Source organism: Planctomicrobium stercoris, from assembly GCF_051465655.1.
GTDB lineage: Bacteria > Planctomycetota > Planctomycetia > Planctomycetales > Planctomycetaceae > Planctomicrobium.
The window spans coordinates 1,898,831-1,916,375 of sequence record NZ_CP195791.1 but is presented as its reverse complement, the minus strand read 5'-3'; the positions used below and the strand labels follow the sequence as shown (position 1 = coordinate 1,916,375).

The 17,545-nt window shown below is 57.0% G+C and carries 12 protein-coding genes; 9 read left to right on the top strand and 3 right to left on the bottom strand.

Translation table 11 applies throughout. The features are described from left to right. Positions 1-71: 71 nt before the first annotated feature. The 3 genes from SH661x_RS07885 (at position 72) to SH661x_RS07875 (ending at position 4,387) form a co-directional block, all read left to right on the top strand. A complete protein-coding gene (locus tag SH661x_RS07885) occupies positions 72-530 on the top strand; it encodes a hypothetical protein (RefSeq protein ID WP_437229696.1) in 459 nt (152 codons plus the stop codon). Positions 531-784: 254 nt separating this feature from the next. Next, a complete protein-coding gene (locus SH661x_RS07880) occupies positions 785-1,360 on the top strand; it encodes a DNA-3-methyladenine glycosylase I (RefSeq protein WP_437229694.1) in 576 nt (191 codons plus the stop codon). Positions 1,361-1,579: 219 nt separating this feature from the next. Further along, positions 1,580-4,387, top strand: coding sequence for a GDSL-type esterase/lipase family protein (locus SH661x_RS07875; RefSeq protein ID WP_437229692.1), 2,808 nt, complete (start codon positions 1,580-1,582; stop codon positions 4,385-4,387). A gap of 174 nt (positions 4,388-4,561) precedes the next feature. Here the strand turns inward: SH661x_RS07875 and SH661x_RS07870 are convergent, their stop codons facing one another. Beyond that, a complete protein-coding gene (locus tag SH661x_RS07870; RefSeq protein WP_437229690.1) occupies positions 4,562-6,634 on the bottom strand; it encodes a diguanylate cyclase in 2,073 nt (690 codons plus the stop codon). Between the two features lie 274 nt (positions 6,635-6,908). Beyond that, entirely contained in the window at positions 6,909-7,784 is an 876-nt protein-coding gene (locus SH661x_RS07865) for a thioredoxin family protein (protein ID WP_437229688.1), read from the bottom strand. A 380-nt stretch (positions 7,785-8,164) separates the two neighbouring features. Here SH661x_RS07865 and SH661x_RS07860 point away from each other — a divergent pair, with 380 nt between their 5' ends. From SH661x_RS07860 to SH661x_RS07835, 6 genes are all read left to right on the top strand, one after another. Beyond that, complete coding sequence (locus SH661x_RS07860) at positions 8,165-9,334, top strand: FtsW/RodA/SpoVE family cell cycle protein (protein WP_437229686.1); 1,170 nt, start codon at positions 8,165-8,167, stop codon at positions 9,332-9,334. A gap of 164 nt (positions 9,335-9,498) precedes the next feature. Beyond that, entirely contained in the window at positions 9,499-11,040 is a 1,542-nt protein-coding gene (locus SH661x_RS07855) for a hypothetical protein (RefSeq protein WP_437229684.1), read from the top strand. Between the two features lie 476 nt (positions 11,041-11,516). Next, positions 11,517-11,990 (top strand): tRNA (adenosine(37)-N6)-threonylcarbamoyltransferase complex ATPase subunit type 1 TsaE, encoded by a 474-nt coding sequence (gene tsaE, locus SH661x_RS07850; RefSeq protein ID WP_437229682.1) that lies wholly within the window; start codon positions 11,517-11,519, stop codon positions 11,988-11,990. A gap of 395 nt (positions 11,991-12,385) precedes the next feature. After that, positions 12,386-13,666 carry a glucuronate isomerase gene (locus SH661x_RS07845; RefSeq protein WP_437229680.1) on the top strand — a complete coding sequence of 427 codons (1,281 nt, stop codon included), beginning with the start codon at positions 12,386-12,388 and terminating at the stop codon, positions 13,664-13,666. Positions 13,667-13,869: 203 nt separating this feature from the next. Continuing rightward, positions 13,870-15,552: a SpoIIE family protein phosphatase gene (locus SH661x_RS07840; RefSeq protein ID WP_437229678.1), complete on the top strand. Its 1,683-nt coding sequence runs from the start codon at positions 13,870-13,872 to the stop codon at positions 15,550-15,552. 117 nt (positions 15,553-15,669) lie between these two features. Further along, positions 15,670-16,332, top strand: coding sequence for a DUF2306 domain-containing protein (locus SH661x_RS07835; protein ID WP_437229676.1), 663 nt, complete (start codon positions 15,670-15,672; stop codon positions 16,330-16,332). 241 nt (positions 16,333-16,573) lie between these two features. Here SH661x_RS07835 and SH661x_RS07830 read toward each other — a convergent pair whose 3' ends face one another. Beyond that, positions 16,574-17,344, bottom strand: a complete 771-nt coding sequence (locus SH661x_RS07830; protein ID WP_437229674.1) for a DUF1559 domain-containing protein — start codon at positions 17,342-17,344, stop codon at positions 16,574-16,576. Positions 17,345-17,545 lie beyond the last annotated feature (201 nt).

The following is a 17,545-nucleotide window of genomic DNA, read 5'->3' as shown; positions in this document are numbered from 1 at the left end:
TACCATCCAGAATGACACGATCCCCATGAGCGGGTTCGTGAATTCCCACGTTTTTTCGGAAACCGCCGTTCATGAACAAAGCCTTCGTCCGCGAGCCGGATGATGATGGCCGTGCCTACTGCCCTCGCTGTGGCTCGCTCGGCACCCCCGTCACCGCAGCCCCGCTGGAGGCACACATCCTCCCCGCCGCGCGTGGAAAACTCGGGCAGACAGCGTGGTTCTGCAGCTACCCTCCCTGCCAGGCAGCCTACTTCGATCAGCTGGGGGGACTGGTGACGACCGATGAGCTTCAGGCTCCGATCTATCCGAAATCTCCAGACGCACCGATCTGCCCCTGCTTTCATTTCACCATTGAAGAAATCGAGGCCGATGTCGAGAGTCCCGTGCCGGTGAGGATCCGTGAATTGCTGGCCAAATCACAATCCGAAGCAGCCCGGTGTGGAGTGCTCGCTGCGGACGGCCGTTGCTGTATGACGGAGGTCAAGCGAATCTACATGAAGCTGCGAGGTCAGCGGCAGCAGCCGTCCTGATGAGCCCATTCAGCCCGGGGCCAATCAGCGTGCCAGGCGACTTCCTTTCTTCAACGCCCGGTCTGGTACACTGGCTGGCGACACTCAGAGCGTGTTTTGAATTTCAACGGAATCCAGATTCGGGAGGGCGACGCTCCTGCGGAGCCGCAAAAATGTTCACGCGATCTGACGTCCGCAGCTCGGCATGAGCCTCACCCTCCTACTTTTCACGTTCTCGAGAATTCAATCTCGATTCGACACGGCTGGAAAATAACATGACGAAACAGCGTTGCTCCTGGGCAAAGGGAGACCTTTATGAAGCGTATCACGATCGCGAATGGGGAGTGCCTGTTCATGATGATCGCGTGCACTTCGAATTTCTGATTCTCGAAGGAGCACAGGCTGGCCTCAGCTGGGAAACCGTTTTAAAGAAACGGGAGAACTACCGGAAAGCGCTCGACAACTTCGACCCTGTCCGCATTGCCCGTTACAGCCAGAAGAAGCTCGATGCCCTGATGGAAGACTCCGGCATCATCCGCAATCGCCTGAAGATCGCCTCCACCGTCCAGAATGCAAAGGCGTTTCTGGCTGTGCAGAAGGAATTCGGCACATTCGACAAGTACATCTGGCAGTTCGTGGGGGGAAAGCCAAAGCAGAATCGCCGCCGAGGCCGTGAAGATCTCCCCGCCACGACACCCGAGTCCGATGCGATGAGCAAAGACCTGAAGCGCCGCGGGTTCAACTTCGTGGGAAGCACCATCTGCTATGCACACATGCAGGCGATTGGCATGGTGAATGATCACTTTGTCGACTGCTTCCGGCACGCTGAGCTGGGAGGAACGCGAAGTTAGGGGGGGGATTTGTCATTTGTCATTTGTCATTTGTCATTGGGGATTGGGGATTGGGGATTGGGGATTGGGAAACGCCGAGGCGTTTTGCCAGCACTCAGCACTCAGCTCTGGACTCTGGACTCCACATCTCACGCGAAATCCCTGCAAGCTGGAATGGTTTTCACATTTTGGCTACAGTCGAATCGAAGCGTTTCGATCTGATCAATGCGGAGATTTCTGATGAGCAAGGACCTGCGACTGATGATGAACAACACTGTCTCTCCACCGGAACTTGAGTCCGGACTTCTGCTGCGAGAGCATGGAACGGATCCCCGCTGGCTGGCGCTGTCAATGCGAGTCGCCTGCCTGATGGCCGTCCTTGCATCTCATGGACCGATCGCAGCTGCTGCTGATCCCGCCCGATTCGAAAATCAGATTGTAGAATTCGAACAGAAGGATCAGGCAGAACCGACCGCTCCCGGTCAGATCCTCTTCGTTGGCAGCTCGAGTGTCCGACTCTGGGATCTGAAAGCATCGTTCCCGACGCTGGATGCGATCAATCGCGGCTTCGGTGGATCGGTTATTGCCGATTCCGTTCACTTCTTTCCGCGGATTGTCGCCCCTGCGAAGCCGCGCCAGGTCGTGTTGTATGCCGGAGACAATGACCTCGCATCGGGGAGCTCGCCCCAGCAGGTTCTCGAAGACTTCAAACAGTTCGTTTCGCTGATGAATCGTGACCTGAAGGGAACTCCCCTGGTCTTCATCGCAATCAAACCGAGCCTGAAGCGCTGGAACCTGATCGAGAAAGTTCGCGAAGCCAATGCGTTGATCAAAGCCGAATGTGAAAAAGATCCCCTGCTCACGTTCGTCGACCTCGAACCTGTAATGCTGAATGACAAAGGAGAACCACGTCCGGAACTGTTCGCTGAAGATGGACTCCATTTAAGTGCTGCCGGATATCAGGTCTGGAAGGACGCTCTGAAGCCGCATCTGATCCCGGATCAGCGTGCCACCCGCCTTCGCACGCTCAATGATCATTACCACCCCTGGACTCCCCCCGAGACACTGGAAGAGTGGAAGAAAATCTCACAGGAAATTCGTGAGCAGGTTCTGGTGGGAAATGGCCTCTGGCCGATGCCTGAAAAAGGAGAGTTCTCCCCAGTCATTCATGGACTGGTCGACCGGGGAGACTACACCATCGAGCGAGTGTACTTCCGCAGTCTCCCGGGACATTACGTCACCGGAAGTCTGTACCGTCCCAAGCACGTCACTGGAAAAATTCCTGCCGTTCTGTGTCCGCACGGGCACTGGAGCAACGGACGGTTCCAGGAGAACTCGGCGGGAGAAGCGAATTCGCTTCTGAAGTCGGGAGCTGAAAAATACATGTCCGGGGCCCGGTTCCCGGTTCAGGCCCGTATGGTTCAGCTTGCCCGCATGGGTTGCGTCGTCTTTCACTACGATATGGTGGGCGTGGCGGACAACGGCCCCTTGTCACACCGGGAAGGTTTCTGCGATGCCGATGCTGCGTTGTGGCTGCACAATAAGATGGGGCTGCAAACCTGGAATTCCATCCGGGCCATCGACTTTGTGACGTCCCTTCCCGATGTGGACTCCAGCCGCATCGGCATCACCGGCGCCAGCGGTGGAGGAACACAGACATTTCTGGCAGCTGCCGTCGACCCGCGGGTCACAGTCGCGTTTCCCGCGGTCATGGTTTCAACTTCCATGCAGGGGGGATGCGTCTGTGAAAATGCTGACTATCTCAGAACCGGAATCAGCAACATTGCGCTGGCGGCACTCACGGCACCGCGCCCCATGGCAATGAGCGGTGCCAACGACTGGACCATCGATATCGAAACAAAAGGATTTCCGGAATTGCGGCAGGTGTACGCGCTCTATGGAGAGGCAGACCTCGTGTCCGCAAAGGCGTTCCCCCAGTTTCCTCACAACTACAATCAGCCCGCTCGCGAGATGATGTATGACTGGATGAATACCCACCTGCAGCTGGGACTGAAGAATCCCATTCAACAAACCGATTTCTGGCCTCTCACACAGGCAGAGATGACGGTTTTCGATTCTGAACATCCGCGCCCGGAAGATTCCATGGGAGAAGCCGAGCTGCGCGAGTCGATGCGGACTCAGAATCGACAACAGTTCGAGAAGCTGCTGGCAGGAGATCCGACAGCATTCCGCGAAATGATTCGCGGCGCCCGTGGCGTCCTTTTCCCGGCACTCGATTCCGAAGTTCAATCGGAGCCCAAATCCGAGGCTCCTCTCAAGGAAGACAAGGGCACAATCAGCAAGTTCGTTGTGAAATACGACAAGGCCCGCGTCCCGGTCACGCTCGTTTCCCCAGCCGGAGAAGAGAAGAGCCGTCGCGTCGTCCTGTGGCTGGATGGGGCTGGAAAGTCTCATCTGCAGAATGCGGATGGCACACTTGAGCCTGCGGTGAAGAAGCTGCTGGAGTCCGGCGTGGCTGTCGCTTCCGCCGACCTGTTATTGACCGGCGACGAAGCGGGCCGGAAAGACTTCTATGCCAGCTATTTTGAGAAACCTTCCCCGTCCCATCACTCCGCGCCGAACGACAAGGAATACACGGGATTCGTCTACGGATACAATCTCACTCCGATGGCTGAGCGGCTCCGAGACATTGAGGCTGTGGTCCTCAAGCTGCGTGAGATGAAGTTTGAGCAGATCACGTTGGCAGGAACCAGCGGAGCCGGGGTCTGGACACTCCTCGCCCGTGCGGATCTGCCTGCCGACCTGATCGATCAGACCATTGTCGACCTGAACGGGTTCACCTTCTCCGAGATCAAGCTCAGCAATGACCCGAACATGGTCCCCGGAGCGTTGAAATACGGAGGAGTCGGCGGGCTTGCGACCTCTGCCTTCCCCGCAAAGCTGACGGTTCACGGCACCAGCACGAATGCTCCGGAGGAACTGGCCCCGCTGACGAAGGTTTACGAGTCTGAGCCTGAAAGCCTGAAGACCTCCACTGCTCCGCTGACTCGGGATGACGTGGTCAACGCCATCCTGTCATCGAAGTAGAACTTCGCGGGAAAAATTCAGAGCACGTCGCACGAACCAGAGATGTCGTGCTTCGTGCTCTGTTTTTATTTTTAGAGCGGTTTTGCCAATAATCTATTACGTTCCGCAGGCGATCATATGGACTTTCATGCGGTGAAAATCCTGAATCGCCTGCACATGATAGACCAAACTGGTCTAGTTGGACATGATGTGGGACTTCAGCTGATCGACGATCTGGTTTCCGCGAAGCCGCAACAGTTCCTGATCGTTGCACCTGCCAGCGGGTTCGATCGTCACCTTCAGCATCAGACGCTTGTCGGTCTTCAGATTTGGATCAGGCGGCGCATCATGGATCTCCAGAGTCATCTTGACGGGGAGCCGGTCGGCCGTGCTGCGGGTCAAGCTGGAGAACAGTCCTCCAGACCCCATCTGCAGGACCAGTTCCTGCGGGGCGACGGAAAGAATCTTTGCCTTGTGTCCTTCAATAAATCCGGTGAGCTTCAATTGAAGCATTTCCTCCGCCACGTAGGTGAGAATGGTCGCGGTATGCACCATCTCGACCCGGGATGCTTTGCGCGAACGGTCATGTGATTTCTGGTCGCCGTCATTGCTGATGCAGCTGCGATTCCGGCCCTGTCGCTTGGCTTCGTACAGAGCGTGGTCGGCGCGGGTGACGACCGATTCCAGGCTTTCACCGGGAGTCACCTCGGCAATCCCGAAAGATGCGGTCACCCGCAGATCATCCCGTTCCGCAAAGCGCGTCGACGAGAGTGTTCGCCGCAGCCGCTCCGCACGTTCCATCGCAGCACCAGCGGATGTTTCCGGACAGACGACGACGAATTCCTCACCGCCGTAGCGGCCAATCAGTTCTCCTGAATACAGCTCATCCTGCAGCAGCCGTGAGCATTCCACCAGTACGCGGTCTCCCACTGCGTGAGAAAGACGGTCGTTGATCGATTTGAAATGATCCAGGTCCATGAAGACGACGGAGAACGGTCCTTTGGTCTGCGTATTCCATTCTTCGTAGACCTCGCTCATCCGGCGCTCGAGCTCCCCGCGATTGAGCACCCCGGTCAGAGGGTCGCGGGTCGCGGCCATCTGCAGTGAACGAAACTGACCGCGATGACGCTTGGATTCCTTGCAGTTGCAGACGAGTTCCACCACGCCCACCACCTGATTCTCCGAATCCTGAATGGGAATACTCTGAACGTCAACGTCCACGTAGCTTTCATTCGAGTCCTGCAGGGTCATCAGGTGGCAGACCGGCTGGCCTGTCATGAACACCGTCTCGAGCGGATCGGTGTTCGCTGCGGATTTCACCAGCAGATGCCGATTCCACTTTTTACCGAGAGCGTCCTGAGCACTTCGATTGAAGATCGTTGCAGCCCCGCTGCTCCAGATGGCGATCCGCCGGTTCGCGTCGACGACATAGAACGCGTCATACAGGTTTTCCAGCAGGTACAGATGATTGACGATCTGGCAAAGCTGGGTGGCATTCAAACGTGTTTCGGAATCGACTGGAGCATTGACCTGAATGGAGACTTCCGCAGCCCGCTCATCGGCGAGGGCAGCTGCGTCGGGACCGTCGAGCCAGCGTCCCAGGGCAGCGACCACATTTCGATCGAACTGCTTTCCACATTGTTCTTCGAGGATCTGCAGCGCTTCCCAGCGATCATAAGGTGCCCGATAGCATTGCCGGGTCGTCAGGGAATCGTATGCGTCAGCGACAGCGAGAATCCGGGCCCCCAGACTCAGGGGATGTCGTCCGTTGAGATGTTCTTCGTCGACTCCGTGAGACTGGGCCACGATTTCTGTCACGCTTGGATGGATGCGGCAGGCCTGCAGAAGTGCGAGCCCCACCCGGTGATGCATGGCGATGTACTCTGCTTCGTCCGGGCTGAGCTTCCCGGGTTTGCGGAGGATATGATCGGGAATTCCGATTTTGCCGATATCATGCATCAGCGCGGCTATTTCGATAATTCGCAGATCGTTCTCTTCCCACCCCAGACGCCCGGCGATGCCAACGCTGATGAGCCCGACCCGACGTGAATGCTTCAACGTTCCGGCATCACGGAAGTGAATGGCGGAGAGCAATCTCCGCAAGACGGGAACTGCAATGATCTTCTGGTGCGATTCAGGATTCTGGGACTCGTCGCTCTCTCGGACAAGAGACAACAAGGCCATGAAGAGTTGCGAGGAATCCATCGGATGCGCCGAGGGGAGAGCGGCGGTGCGGATTCCGGAGAGTGAGGAGGTCAGGGTCGCCATGGATACCAATCAGTGATCAGAGTCTGGTCCACATCGGCCACAGGGAGCCGTGCGTCTCTGAAAGCTAGGTCACCATCGGTCCGAGTCAAACTCCCGAGTCCCCTGATCCGTCAAGGATTTGCAGATACGGGAACATCCGGGTTGGTCAGCGTGTTTCCCGTGCAGTTTCCGGGATTTTTGGAGAGAAATCAGGCAGACCGTCAACTGCCCGCAGCTCAGCTTCAGGAATCAGAGAAAAGCGGGAGACGACGAATGTGGCCTCCCGGAGAAGGGGTCAGTGAACCGCGTATTCCACCTGACTGACGTCCAGCACCACCCGGGTCCGGATGTATTTCTCCGGGGATTCTTTGAAGTTACGTCGATTCTCCTGGCTGGTGAACAGGTACAGGTGATCGTCGTAATAAGCCCCCCATTCGATACTCCCCGCAACGGCACGGTCCGCAGTGAAGATCAGTACCGCGTCACATCCCAGGAACTGCGGGACGTACTTCTCAGGAGAAGCGAGGAATTCCTTACGAGCGTCGGCGGACGTGAACTGGAACTGCTGGCCCTTGAATTCCGCGTGAATCTGCGGATCCCCCTTCTTCCACGTACGGGTATTCTGCAGCGTGACAGGGCAATACCCTTCGAGCATCAGCTGGGGCGCACTGCTCTTTGCAAGTTGCGTGGAGTTCGTCCCCGAGTCCGGAGTCGTCGCGACGGGCGGAGCGGTTTTGGGTTGTCGGCTGGCCAGCAGCGTGGAGTATCTTCGAGCCGCCCGTTCGACCAGGGCACGGTAATCTTCCGGCGACTGGTACCCGGTCGCTTCCATCAGTCGCTGACCGTTAGGTTCCAGAAAGACGTCGGTGGGAAATCGTTCCACTCCGAATCGCTGGGCGAGTTCGGGATGTTCATCGACGTCGATCTTCACGCAGACTGCAGACGCCCTTAACTGGTCGATCACCGCCTGCTGGTTAAAGACGGTCCGCTCCATCTTCTGACAGGGGGCGCACCAGACAGCTCCAAAATGGCACAGCAACGGTCGATTCTGCTTCTCCGCTTCCCGGCGGGCGGCTGCCAGGTCGGTATGCCAGACGGTCTGTGCAAAGGCGGTCGGGACGAACAGCGCCAGCAGCGCAAGTACAGAGATTCCGGATCGCAAATGTTTCATCTCAGGATTTCCCTCTGGCGGGCGCCTCCATGGCCACCAGTTTCAAGCAGTCCCCCACTCATCCCGTATCGACCACACGAGGTGGACTCCCGGAAAGGGATTTGCCCCGAACCTCAAAGTTGTTCATGTGCGAACGGAACGAATCGACTTCTTCCAACTGCATGGATCCGTCCGGATGTGATGGAACTTCGGATTTCAGCAGATCCTTGGATTTTCCGAGCACGTCTACCGGGCTCACACAGCTCGCGTCGATACTTCAAGCAGATCGGCGAGCGGGAGACCTGAGTCTCCTCATGCATCGCACTGAATCATTCGACGTGTGATCGGGCGACTGATGTCTCTCGCTCGCCGGTGAAAGTCAACATCGAGTTTCTTTGTTCATGAATCCGTCTTCACCAACTCTGTCGGGAACGACGCTCGAACTGCGGGACGATGACCTGCAGGCGGGACTGTTCCTCACCTTCGCGGGGATGCTGCTGGCGATCGGAATGCTGATGGTGTACAGCAGCAGCTTCACATCAGTTCCGAGTGAGGAAGAACAGACATTTCTCACGCGACAGATGATCTTTCTCCTCCTCGCGGGACTGGGAGGAATCGGTGCGTCCCGCGTCCCTGCCGGGGTCTGGAAGACCGTTGCTCCCCTGCTCTACGCGGGGACGGTGTGCATGTTGATCCTCGTGCTGATTCCGGGAATCGGCAGATCGGTGAACGGTGCCCAGCGATGGTTCCGCCTGGGGCCGATGTCTCTGCAACCTTCCGAAACAGCGAAGCTGACGCTGCCGCTGATCCTTTGCACGCTGATTTCCCGCCAACGGCTGCAGCAGCGATGGAGCCTCACCAATCTCATCACATTCTGCGGGTTGTCCCTCATTCCGATGGGACTGATCGTTGTGGAACCGGATCTGGGAACTGCAATCTTTGTCGGGCTGACAGCTCTGCTGGCATTGTGGCTGAGCGGATGTCCGGTGAAGTATTTCATCATGACCTTGTTACCCGCCTGTCCGCTGGGACTGATGTTCTTCGCCTTGAAGCCATACCAGCTGGCGCGACTGCGTGGCTTCGTCGACACCTGGATTCATCCCGAAGAAGCTCCCTATCAGATCCAGCAGTCGCTTGTGACGCTGGGAGTGGGTGGAATCAGCGGGGTCGGTCTGGGACAAGGATGGCAGAAACTCAGCTTCCTTCCGGAGGCCAATACCGATTTCGTGATGGCGGTGATCGGTGAAGAACTGGGGCTGGTCGGAACGCTGGGAGTGCTGGGGCTGTGGACCGGAATCTATCTGACAGGTCTGAAACTCGTCCGCCGCGTCCCCAATGGTTCTTTTGAAAGAGCGTTGGCGATGACGCTGCTGACCGCGTTGGTCGTTCAGGCTGTGGTGAACATGGCTGTGATCACAGCATTGGTCCCGCCCAAAGGGATTTCGCACCCGTTCATCAGCTACGGGGGAAGCAACCTCGGCCTCAGTATCTTTTGCCTGGGGATGATCGTCAGCCTGACCCGTCTGCCCGATACTCGGCCGGATCAGAGACTTCGACCGAAGAGTTTCTGAGTTGACATGTGCTTCAAATGTGTCGCTGGATTCCACATATTTGACGCGGAATTGACTGGCGTCGACGGCAGCTTCACCGCGACAATTGCGAATGTCGGGCCCCATTGCCTGACTCCGCCCATGCTTGGTTCCTGCAGTCCTCCCCCCGAACAGCGAATCTGCCGATGCAATCGAACTTCTCCCCTGCCCTTGTCTTTCGAACCGTCTGTTCTTTCTGCTGCCTGGTGGTGCTGCTGTCGAGTGCTGCTCAGGCTGAGCAAACCGCGGAGGCCACTCAACTGCTGGCGGGTGCCGCGAAGATTGACGTAACGGACTACGACGCTGGCCCGGTGAATGATCCCATGTTTGTCCGGGTCGTGGCGATCAAATCCGGAGGCAAGATTGCCCTGTTGATTGGAGTGGACGCTGTCGCCATCGGAGAAATTGGACCGATCGGAAATGACTATTTGCCGACGGTGCGAAAGACGCTCGATCAGGAACTGGGCATTCCGGCGTCGCAGGTGATCGTGAATGCATCGCATTGCCACGGGCTCGTCCGCAAGGACCTCGCAGCGAAGACCGTCGAAGCTGTACGGCAGGCCCTGGACAAGCTGGAGCCGGTGAAAGCAGGTGCGGGGACCGGACACGAAGACCGCATCATGGAAAATCGTCGCCTGCGGCTCAAAAGCGGCAGGGAAGTGGACGTTCGTCACGCCTATTCCCTGCCCCGCGATGAGGAAGTGGTGGGTGCAGGCCCGATCGATCCCGAGATCGGCATCCTTCGACTGGACCGGATGGACGGTAGCACGCTGGCTGTGATCTATAACTTCGCCTGCCATCCAATTCTGGGGGTGCCGAGCGGAGGAAACACGGCTGACATGACCGGCTTCTCCTCGAAGGTCATCGAAAACAATCTGAGTCAGGGAGCGGTCGCCCTCTTTCTTCAGGGATGCGGCGGGGACATCAATCCAGCCTCGTACAAGGACTTCGAACACCCCCGCGATGCCGAGATTCTTGGAAACCAGCTTGGACTGAGTGTGCTGGAGGCGGTCCGGAAGATTTCCTGTACCGACACCGATCGCTTTCAGGTCATCAACGAAACGCTCACACTGCCTCGCGGTGACCGAACGGAGCGAATCGCCCAGCTCGAGGCTGAGCAGCGTCGACTGCTGCAACAACTGCAGGGAACGACGCTGAACTTCAAGACGTTCGTCCCCCTGATGATCAAGTACGATCTGTCCGACAACTTTCCCGCCGACCCCTCGTTCCGATATCTTCATCAGGAGGCGCTGGGACGCGAAGACCTGAAGAAATTGGACTCGGTCAATCGAAAGAATCTGGAAGCCTATCGCAATAACATCTTCATCATGGAAGAACTCACCCGCCTTCAGGCGAATCTGGCGCTGCTGAAGAAACATCAGGCCAGTCTGGTCGCTTCGGGCAAACGGACGATTGATGTCGAGATTGCCGGGGTGCGGATTGGCGATTTTGTGCTGGTGACCTTCCCCGGCGAACTCACCAGCCAGATCGGCCTCAACATCAAGAAGCAATCCCCTCACGACCTGACATTTGTGGCCGGCTACACCAACGGCTACATCTACTATGCTCCCACCGCCGAACAGATGATGAATGTCGGCGGAGCCCAGGAAGACAGCGACTGCATCCTGGCTCCGGAGTGGCAGGAACAGTTCGAGGAAAAAGTGGCGGAGATGCTCAAAGGACTCTAATCAGAGGCTGCTCGAAAAGTTTTTACCGCGAAGACGCAATGATCGCAAAGTTCCCCCGCTCCTGTCGCAAAACAAGGAGAGCGGTCACTCATACGATCAACCCAGCCGGTCGGTTCAGGCCCGAAGGCGGAGGTTGCTTGAGTCTCTATCCAGATCTTTGAGAACTTCTCGCCTTCGCGGTAAAATTTCTGAACGAATTTTGAAGTCCCAGCGCCGACTGTGCAGCCGTGACTGCGTCGTGCCAGCAGAATCGAGGTGGCCGATTGTCTTTCTCTTTCTTCAAGAGATCTGGAAATCGGAGGCGTTCGTTCATTTTTGTGACGAATCCCCTCCCCTTGCTGTTGCTTCTTCCCGTTCTGGTGATGACTGTGTTCGGCCTCCTGCGGTCATTCCACTGAATGTCGTGTCGACGCGGAAGAATCTTTCTCTCCGCACCCTTTGCGGTGAAGGAATTTCCGCTTAGATTCTCAAGGATCATGAACAGTTTGATCCGCGAATCGCATTCTCTTGAAGAGACCTTTTTGTTCGGTCGCCAGCTTGCAGCAGTGCTGCAGGCGGGGGATGTGGTGTCGCTGATCGGCAATCTCGGAGCCGGCAAAACCCATCTGGTACAGGCCATTGCTGAAGGACTGAATGTCGACCGCGAAGAGGTTCACAGCCCGACCTTCGTTCTGATCCAGGAATACGACGGTCGAATCCCGGTCTGCCACGTCGACGCCTATCGACTTCGCGATATCGATGAGTTCCTGGAACTGGGGGCGGATGAACTGCTCGGAGGCGAGGGGATCTGCCTGATTGAGTGGGCAGACCGGGTCGAAGAGGTCCTTCCCCGAGACAGATTGACGATTCGAATTGAAACGACGGGGATCACGTCGCGCCGGATTGAACTCGTCAGCTCCGGCCCTCGAAGTTCTGGGATTGTCACGCAACTGTCGAAGAAGCCCGTTTAGCCGCCCACTTGAAGTGGGCGGCTCAACTCAATGGAAGTCAATCTTCCCGGTTGACTCCGAATGAATGCCGGCATGGGGTGGCCGGGCGCGGGGGAACCCTGATTCAATCTGTGGCGTCATCCGCAGAATTCGAGATGACGTCAAAGACAGCGAACTCAGCCCCGGTGTGGGCGTCCATTCCGGGGCTGAGACGATTTCAACAAAAGCACAGCTGGGCCTGCGAGAATCGCACCAACTCAGTCAGAACTCTTCCTGCGCCCCGGCCACCCCAGCGAATTCTGTCGATCGATGTCGCAAAAAAGCATCGTCGGCAATCAAAATCACACCCGCTTGAAGTCTGCGGCTGGACCGACGAAACTGGCGCAGTCACTCATCTCCGGAAAAGTCACTTCGCCATGCATGACACCCTTGAAGCGGACCTCTTTCGTCAATTGGAAAGCTTGGTCCTGATTGATCCGCATTCGCATATCAACCCGCATTCAGCTGCCTCAAAGAACCTGGCAGACCTGATGGGGTATCACTACTACACCGAACTTGCCCATTCGGCCGGACTTCCCAAGAGTGAGATCGAAGGTCCGGAAATCAGTCCCAGGGAAAAAGTGGGCCGGATCGTTTCTAAACTGGCGGACCTGGACAACACCATTCAGGTCTCGTGGCTGCTGGAGATGTGCCGGGATTTCTTCGGCTTCGAATCGGATCGCATCACGCCGGAGAACTGGGAATCTCTCTACGATGCCGCTGAGAAGAAAATGTCCCAGCCGGACTGGGAGCAGCAGGTTCTCAAGCAAAGCGGGCTGGAAAAAATCTTCCTGACCAACGACTTCGACGACCCGCTGACGGGCTTCGACACGAACGTGTACGTCCCCTGCCTGCGGACGGACGATCTGGTCTTCCACTTCACAAAGAAAGAAGTGCGGACACGGCTGGCAATGGCGACCAGCGTGGAGGCCGTCGACGCCGCCTCGCTGCGAACGGCGATTGGAAAGCTGTTCGAGCACTTCACCGCCCGGGGCGCGAAAGCCTGTGCCATTTCGCTTCCCCCTTCGTTCTCCCCAGCGAAGGTCGATGTCGGAGCCATTGCGTCAGTCATCAAACGATCCGTCAGCGGAGCAAGCCTGACTCCCTCTGAACAGGAGATGCTCAGTTCCTGGATCTTCTGGACCCTCACTGAATTCTGTTCGGAATACCGGTTGCCGTTTGACCTGATGATCGGCGTGAATCGCCGTGTCTATGAAGCCGGGGTCTATCAGGGACAGGATCTGTACGACAAACGGGTCTCGCTGATCCAGTACAAAGCCATCCTGAATGCGTTCCCGCAGGTCACCTTCCCGATCTCCGTGCTCACGCACATGAGCAATCAGGAACTGGTCAGCTACGCCTGGATTTTCCCCAATGTCGTCACGAACGGTCACTGGTGGTATTCCAACATCCCCACATACATCGAAGCGGACACCCGCAGCCGGCTCGAAGCGGTGCCCCGCAACAAGCAGATCGGGTACTACAGCGACATGTACAAACTGGAGTTCGCTCTTCCCAAATTCCGGATGTACCGCCGCGTGCTGGCGAAAGTGCTCTCTCAGGAGTTCGTCCGGGCCCGGGGCTGGAGCGAAGAACAGGCTCTCGAATTAGGAAAGCAGATCCTGCGAGGCAATGTCGAACGAATTTTCAAAGTGTGAAGTTTCAGGCGATTTGTAACTACCTGCATGACTGAAGTCATCCAAAGAGATCGAAACGCAGAGTTCGCAAAGAAATTCAGAGACTCACTTTAGCTTCTCTGCGGACTCGGCGATCTCCGCGTTTCAAAAACAGAATTATTCAGCTGAATAATTACTAAAGCGTTTCATACCAAGTGTTCCTTCGTGATCGGAGCTTGTAGCCGATGAGCAGCAAGTTAGTCCTCCTTGTCGATGGTCAGGCCAAGGCCGTTGACCTCGATACCAAAGAAGTCATCATTGGCCGTCTCCCGGAATGCGAAGTTCAGCTTCCTTCGAACATGGTCTCCCGCAAACATGCGCGCGTCTTCCCGACGGGGCCCGGCTATTCAATTGAAGATCTGGGAAGCGGGAACGGCACCTTTGTCAACGGCCAGAAGATCGAAGGGGCCTATCGCCTGAAGCCCAACGATCGCCTGAAATTCGGCCCGATTCTCGTGCGGTACGAGTCCGATGAGCCTGTCGGGGAAGGAGATGCCGGTCATCGGGCTCTGTTGAACGCCTCGCGCGGGAATGCGGTCGAAATCAACGAAGATCAGGGGGCTGCCACAGCCACGATCCTGGGCTCTCTCGATTCAGGCGTCGGTCTGAACCTGCTTGACGTTCGCCCTCAGGAGAAATTGCGGGCGGTTCTGGACATCAGCCGCGCGCTCGCTGGAACCCTGGAAGTCGAGAAGCTGCTCCCCCGCATCCTCGACTCTCTGTTTCAGATTTTCCCGGCTGCCGATCGCGGTTGCATTCTGCTGAAGGACCTGCGGACCGGCGAAATGGTGACCCGGGCCATGAAGCATCGCCGGGAATCCGAAGATGCCTCCGTGAAGCTGAGCCGCACCATTTTGAACGCAGTGCTCAACCAGAAAAAGGCGATTCTCTCGGCTGACGCCACCAGCGACTCCCGCTTCGACGCCAGCGAATCGATCTCCTCGCTCACTATCCGTTCGATGATGTGCGTCCCGATGCTCGACCTGCAGGGTGAACCGGTCGGCGTGATCAATATCGACACGCAGAATCCGCTCACGCAGTTCAAGAGTGAAGACCTGGATATCATGGTCACTGTCGCAGGGCAGGCAGCCTTGTCGTACGAATCGGCCAAGCTGCTGCAGTCATATGTCCTCAAGCAGAAGCAGGACAACGAAATGAACATTGCCCGCAATGTTCAGCATGCCCTGCTCCCCGAGACGTTGCCGAAGATCACCGGATACGAATTCTTCGCCTCTTACGATTCCGCTCAGGCGGTCGGCGGGGACTACTATGACATCATCGCGACCAAAGACGGTCGCATCTGGCTCGCCTTTGGCGACGTTGCCGGCAAAGGGGTCCCGGCGTCACTGGTGATGTCCCGGATGTCCAGCGTCGTCCGCAGCGTCAGCGAGTTCGTGACCGATGCGGCCGAAGCGGTCTCCCGCATCAACGATCATATGTGTGCCAAGGCGGTTGAAGGTCGATTCGTTACCTTCGTGCTGATCATTCTCGACATTCAGAAGCATCACATGTCGGTGGTGAACGCGGGGCATATGTCACCGATGATCCGCAAACCGGACGGCAGCATCGAAGAGTTCGCAGAGGAATCGGTCGGCGTGCCGATCGGCGTGATCGAGGGATTCCCGTTTGAAGCAGTCGAGCGCGACCTGAATGCAGGTGAGACGGTCGTGATCTACACCGACGGCGTCAGCGAAGCGATGAACGCGAAAAACGAACTTTACGGCATCGACAAACTTCGGGACTTCATCACCAAAGGAGCCTCGAACCCGGCCCTGCTGGGAGTCTCGATCCGCGAAGACGTCCGTAAACACGCCAACGGCCACGAGCAGAACGACGACATCACCCTGATGGTCTTCGGTCGGGTGTAGCGATCCGTTTTATTTGAAACTTTGCCGTTGAGCCGGTTGTGTCACGCGGTCGGCTCAACACGTTTTTTCGTGTGTCTGACCAGTGTCATCTCCCAGACCGGGTCCCGGGACCGTGCGATGTCATCCCGTCCCTCATCGATGATGCGAGTCTTCACCGCGCTGGTGGTCTTGCTCATCCTGAAGGTGACGGCGCAAGTGGTGCTGGCCTATCGCCAGTACTTTCCGCCCGACTTTGCGTCTGACTTTCTGCGGGGACGCGAAGCCTATTTCTTCGGTCCGTATCGGTGGGCCTTCCTGATTCACATCTGCTCCGGACCGCTGGCGATCCTGCTGGGACTGCTCTTGATCAGCAATCATTTCCGCGTCCGCTTTCCGGGCTGGCACAGGCGGCTGGGCCGGGTTAAGGCTGTCAATGTGCTGACACTGGTCTCACCCAGCGGGCTCTGGATGTCGTACTACGCAGCGTCCGGACCAACCGCGGCCGCCAGCTTCGCAACCCTTTCAGTGATGACGGGTCTGAGCATCGCGATGGGCTGGAAGAAAGCGGTCGAACGAAAGTTTCTGGAGCATCGCCGCTGGATGCTGCGAAACTTCACCCTGCTCTGCTCCGCTGTCGTGTTGAGATTGATGGGAGGGTTCGGAACAGCTACTGGAGTCGATAACGACTGGTATGACCCGGTCGCCTCGTGGGCCTGCTGGCTGATTCCGCTGGGGGTGCTGGAAGCCTGCTTCGCATTCGACCTTCAGCGACGACCTCAGCGTGCTCCCCGTATAAGATGAAGAATCTCCCTGACTGCAGGGCCCCGCTCACCGGGTGGCCCAGACAGAGTCTGGGTTCCGCAGGAACAGGAGGCTTGTCGATACGGGAGCAAGTTACCTGACAGGCCGGATTTGAAGTCAATTATGACGAAAATCTCTTCATGGCTTGATCGCTTCAAGACAGGCCTCTTGCGGCTGCGCCGCCCAGACTTTGTCTGGGGCACCCGGATAGTTGTCGATGATCGTCAGCAGACGGCCTGATTTACCATTCGCCGGGATCATCGCCTCCGGAAATGGTCATCAGGGCTTCCCGCTTTGGTTGTGTGAGTTTGTTGCTGAGGAATCGAACGGATCCGTCTCCGATGACCGCGTGACCCCCCTCTTTGTGGACGGTTTTGGATTCTGGGTTCAGCGCTGCGAAAAGCTCAGCCCCATCGAAATCCGGTTGCATCCAGTGGACCGCGTGCTCTTCATCCGTTTCCACGATCAAGACGGTATTGCTCAGCCCGTCAGTAATGTCTTCAAGGGAGCGAGGCTGAGTCGGGTGGAACGCGTAATTCTCTCCGATTATGGCCCGGTAGGTGGTGGAGGTTCGGGGAATATTGGCAGAAGGGCATTGAAAGACAGGAAACGGTAGATTCCGGACCTTTTCATTGACCGGGTCATCCCAGGGTTTTGTGAGATCGATCTGGTTGTAAAGCGATCCGTCTTCAATGAACGGAAGAATGATCACCCGCCAGCTGTGAAGTGCTTGACCATTCGAATCGTAAATGGCAGCAGGCGGCAACGTCCCCCAGGTATCGTGGTAGTTATATAACGCCAGTGCGATTTGCTTCAGATTGTTTTTGCACTGGGATCGACGTGCAGGTTCTCGAGCGGTCCGAGTGACGGGCCAAAAGAGCGAGGCCACTACGACGAGTCCGAGGAAACCTAATACCAGCCTGACAGGCCACTTCAACCAGTCTGTTTCCTTGGGCTTCGAAAGTTGATTCTCGGGTTCTGGACCTGAGTTGACATAGGGATTCTCACTCATCGTCCCCTCCGAATGGTGCGGGTGCTGATCGGTCAGAAAGAGTTTCCGGACCGGAGGCGTTCACGTTTAGCATAACGCTTCAACAAGCATCCACGGAAACGAAATCGTTATGAAATCTCATGACGACGCAGAATGAGAGCCGCTCACCGGGTGGCCCAGACACCGTCCGGGTTCCGCAGGAACAGGAGGTTTTTCGATAAG

Excerpts from the sequence above, each read along its gene's own strand:
- SH661x_RS07885 (WP_437229696.1), top strand. The coding sequence starts at position 72 with ATGAACAAAGCCTTCGTCCGCGAGCCGGATGATGATGGCCGTGCCTAC.
- SH661x_RS07880 (WP_437229694.1), top strand. The coding sequence starts at position 785 with ATGACGAAACAGCGTTGCTCCTGGGCAAAGGGAGACCTTTATGAAGCG.
- SH661x_RS07875 (WP_437229692.1), top strand. The coding sequence starts at position 1,580 with ATGAGCAAGGACCTGCGACTGATGATGAACAACACTGTCTCTCCACCG.
- SH661x_RS07870 (WP_437229690.1), bottom strand. The coding sequence starts at position 6,634 with ATGGCGACCCTGACCTCCTCACTCTCCGGAATCCGCACCGCCGCTCTC.
- SH661x_RS07865 (WP_437229688.1), bottom strand. The coding sequence starts at position 7,784 with ATGAAACATTTGCGATCCGGAATCTCTGTACTTGCGCTGCTGGCGCTG.
- SH661x_RS07860 (WP_437229686.1), top strand. The coding sequence starts at position 8,165 with ATGAATCCGTCTTCACCAACTCTGTCGGGAACGACGCTCGAACTGCGG.
- SH661x_RS07855 (WP_437229684.1), top strand. The coding sequence starts at position 9,499 with ATGCAATCGAACTTCTCCCCTGCCCTTGTCTTTCGAACCGTCTGTTCT.
- tsaE (WP_437229682.1), top strand. The coding sequence starts at position 11,517 with ATGAACAGTTTGATCCGCGAATCGCATTCTCTTGAAGAGACCTTTTTG.
- SH661x_RS07845 (WP_437229680.1), top strand. The coding sequence starts at position 12,386 with ATGCATGACACCCTTGAAGCGGACCTCTTTCGTCAATTGGAAAGCTTG.
- SH661x_RS07840 (WP_437229678.1), top strand. The coding sequence starts at position 13,870 with ATGAGCAGCAAGTTAGTCCTCCTTGTCGATGGTCAGGCCAAGGCCGTT.
- SH661x_RS07835 (WP_437229676.1), top strand. The coding sequence starts at position 15,670 with ATGTCATCCCGTCCCTCATCGATGATGCGAGTCTTCACCGCGCTGGTG.
- SH661x_RS07830 (WP_437229674.1), bottom strand. The coding sequence starts at position 17,344 with ATGAGTGAGAATCCCTATGTCAACTCAGGTCCAGAACCCGAGAATCAA.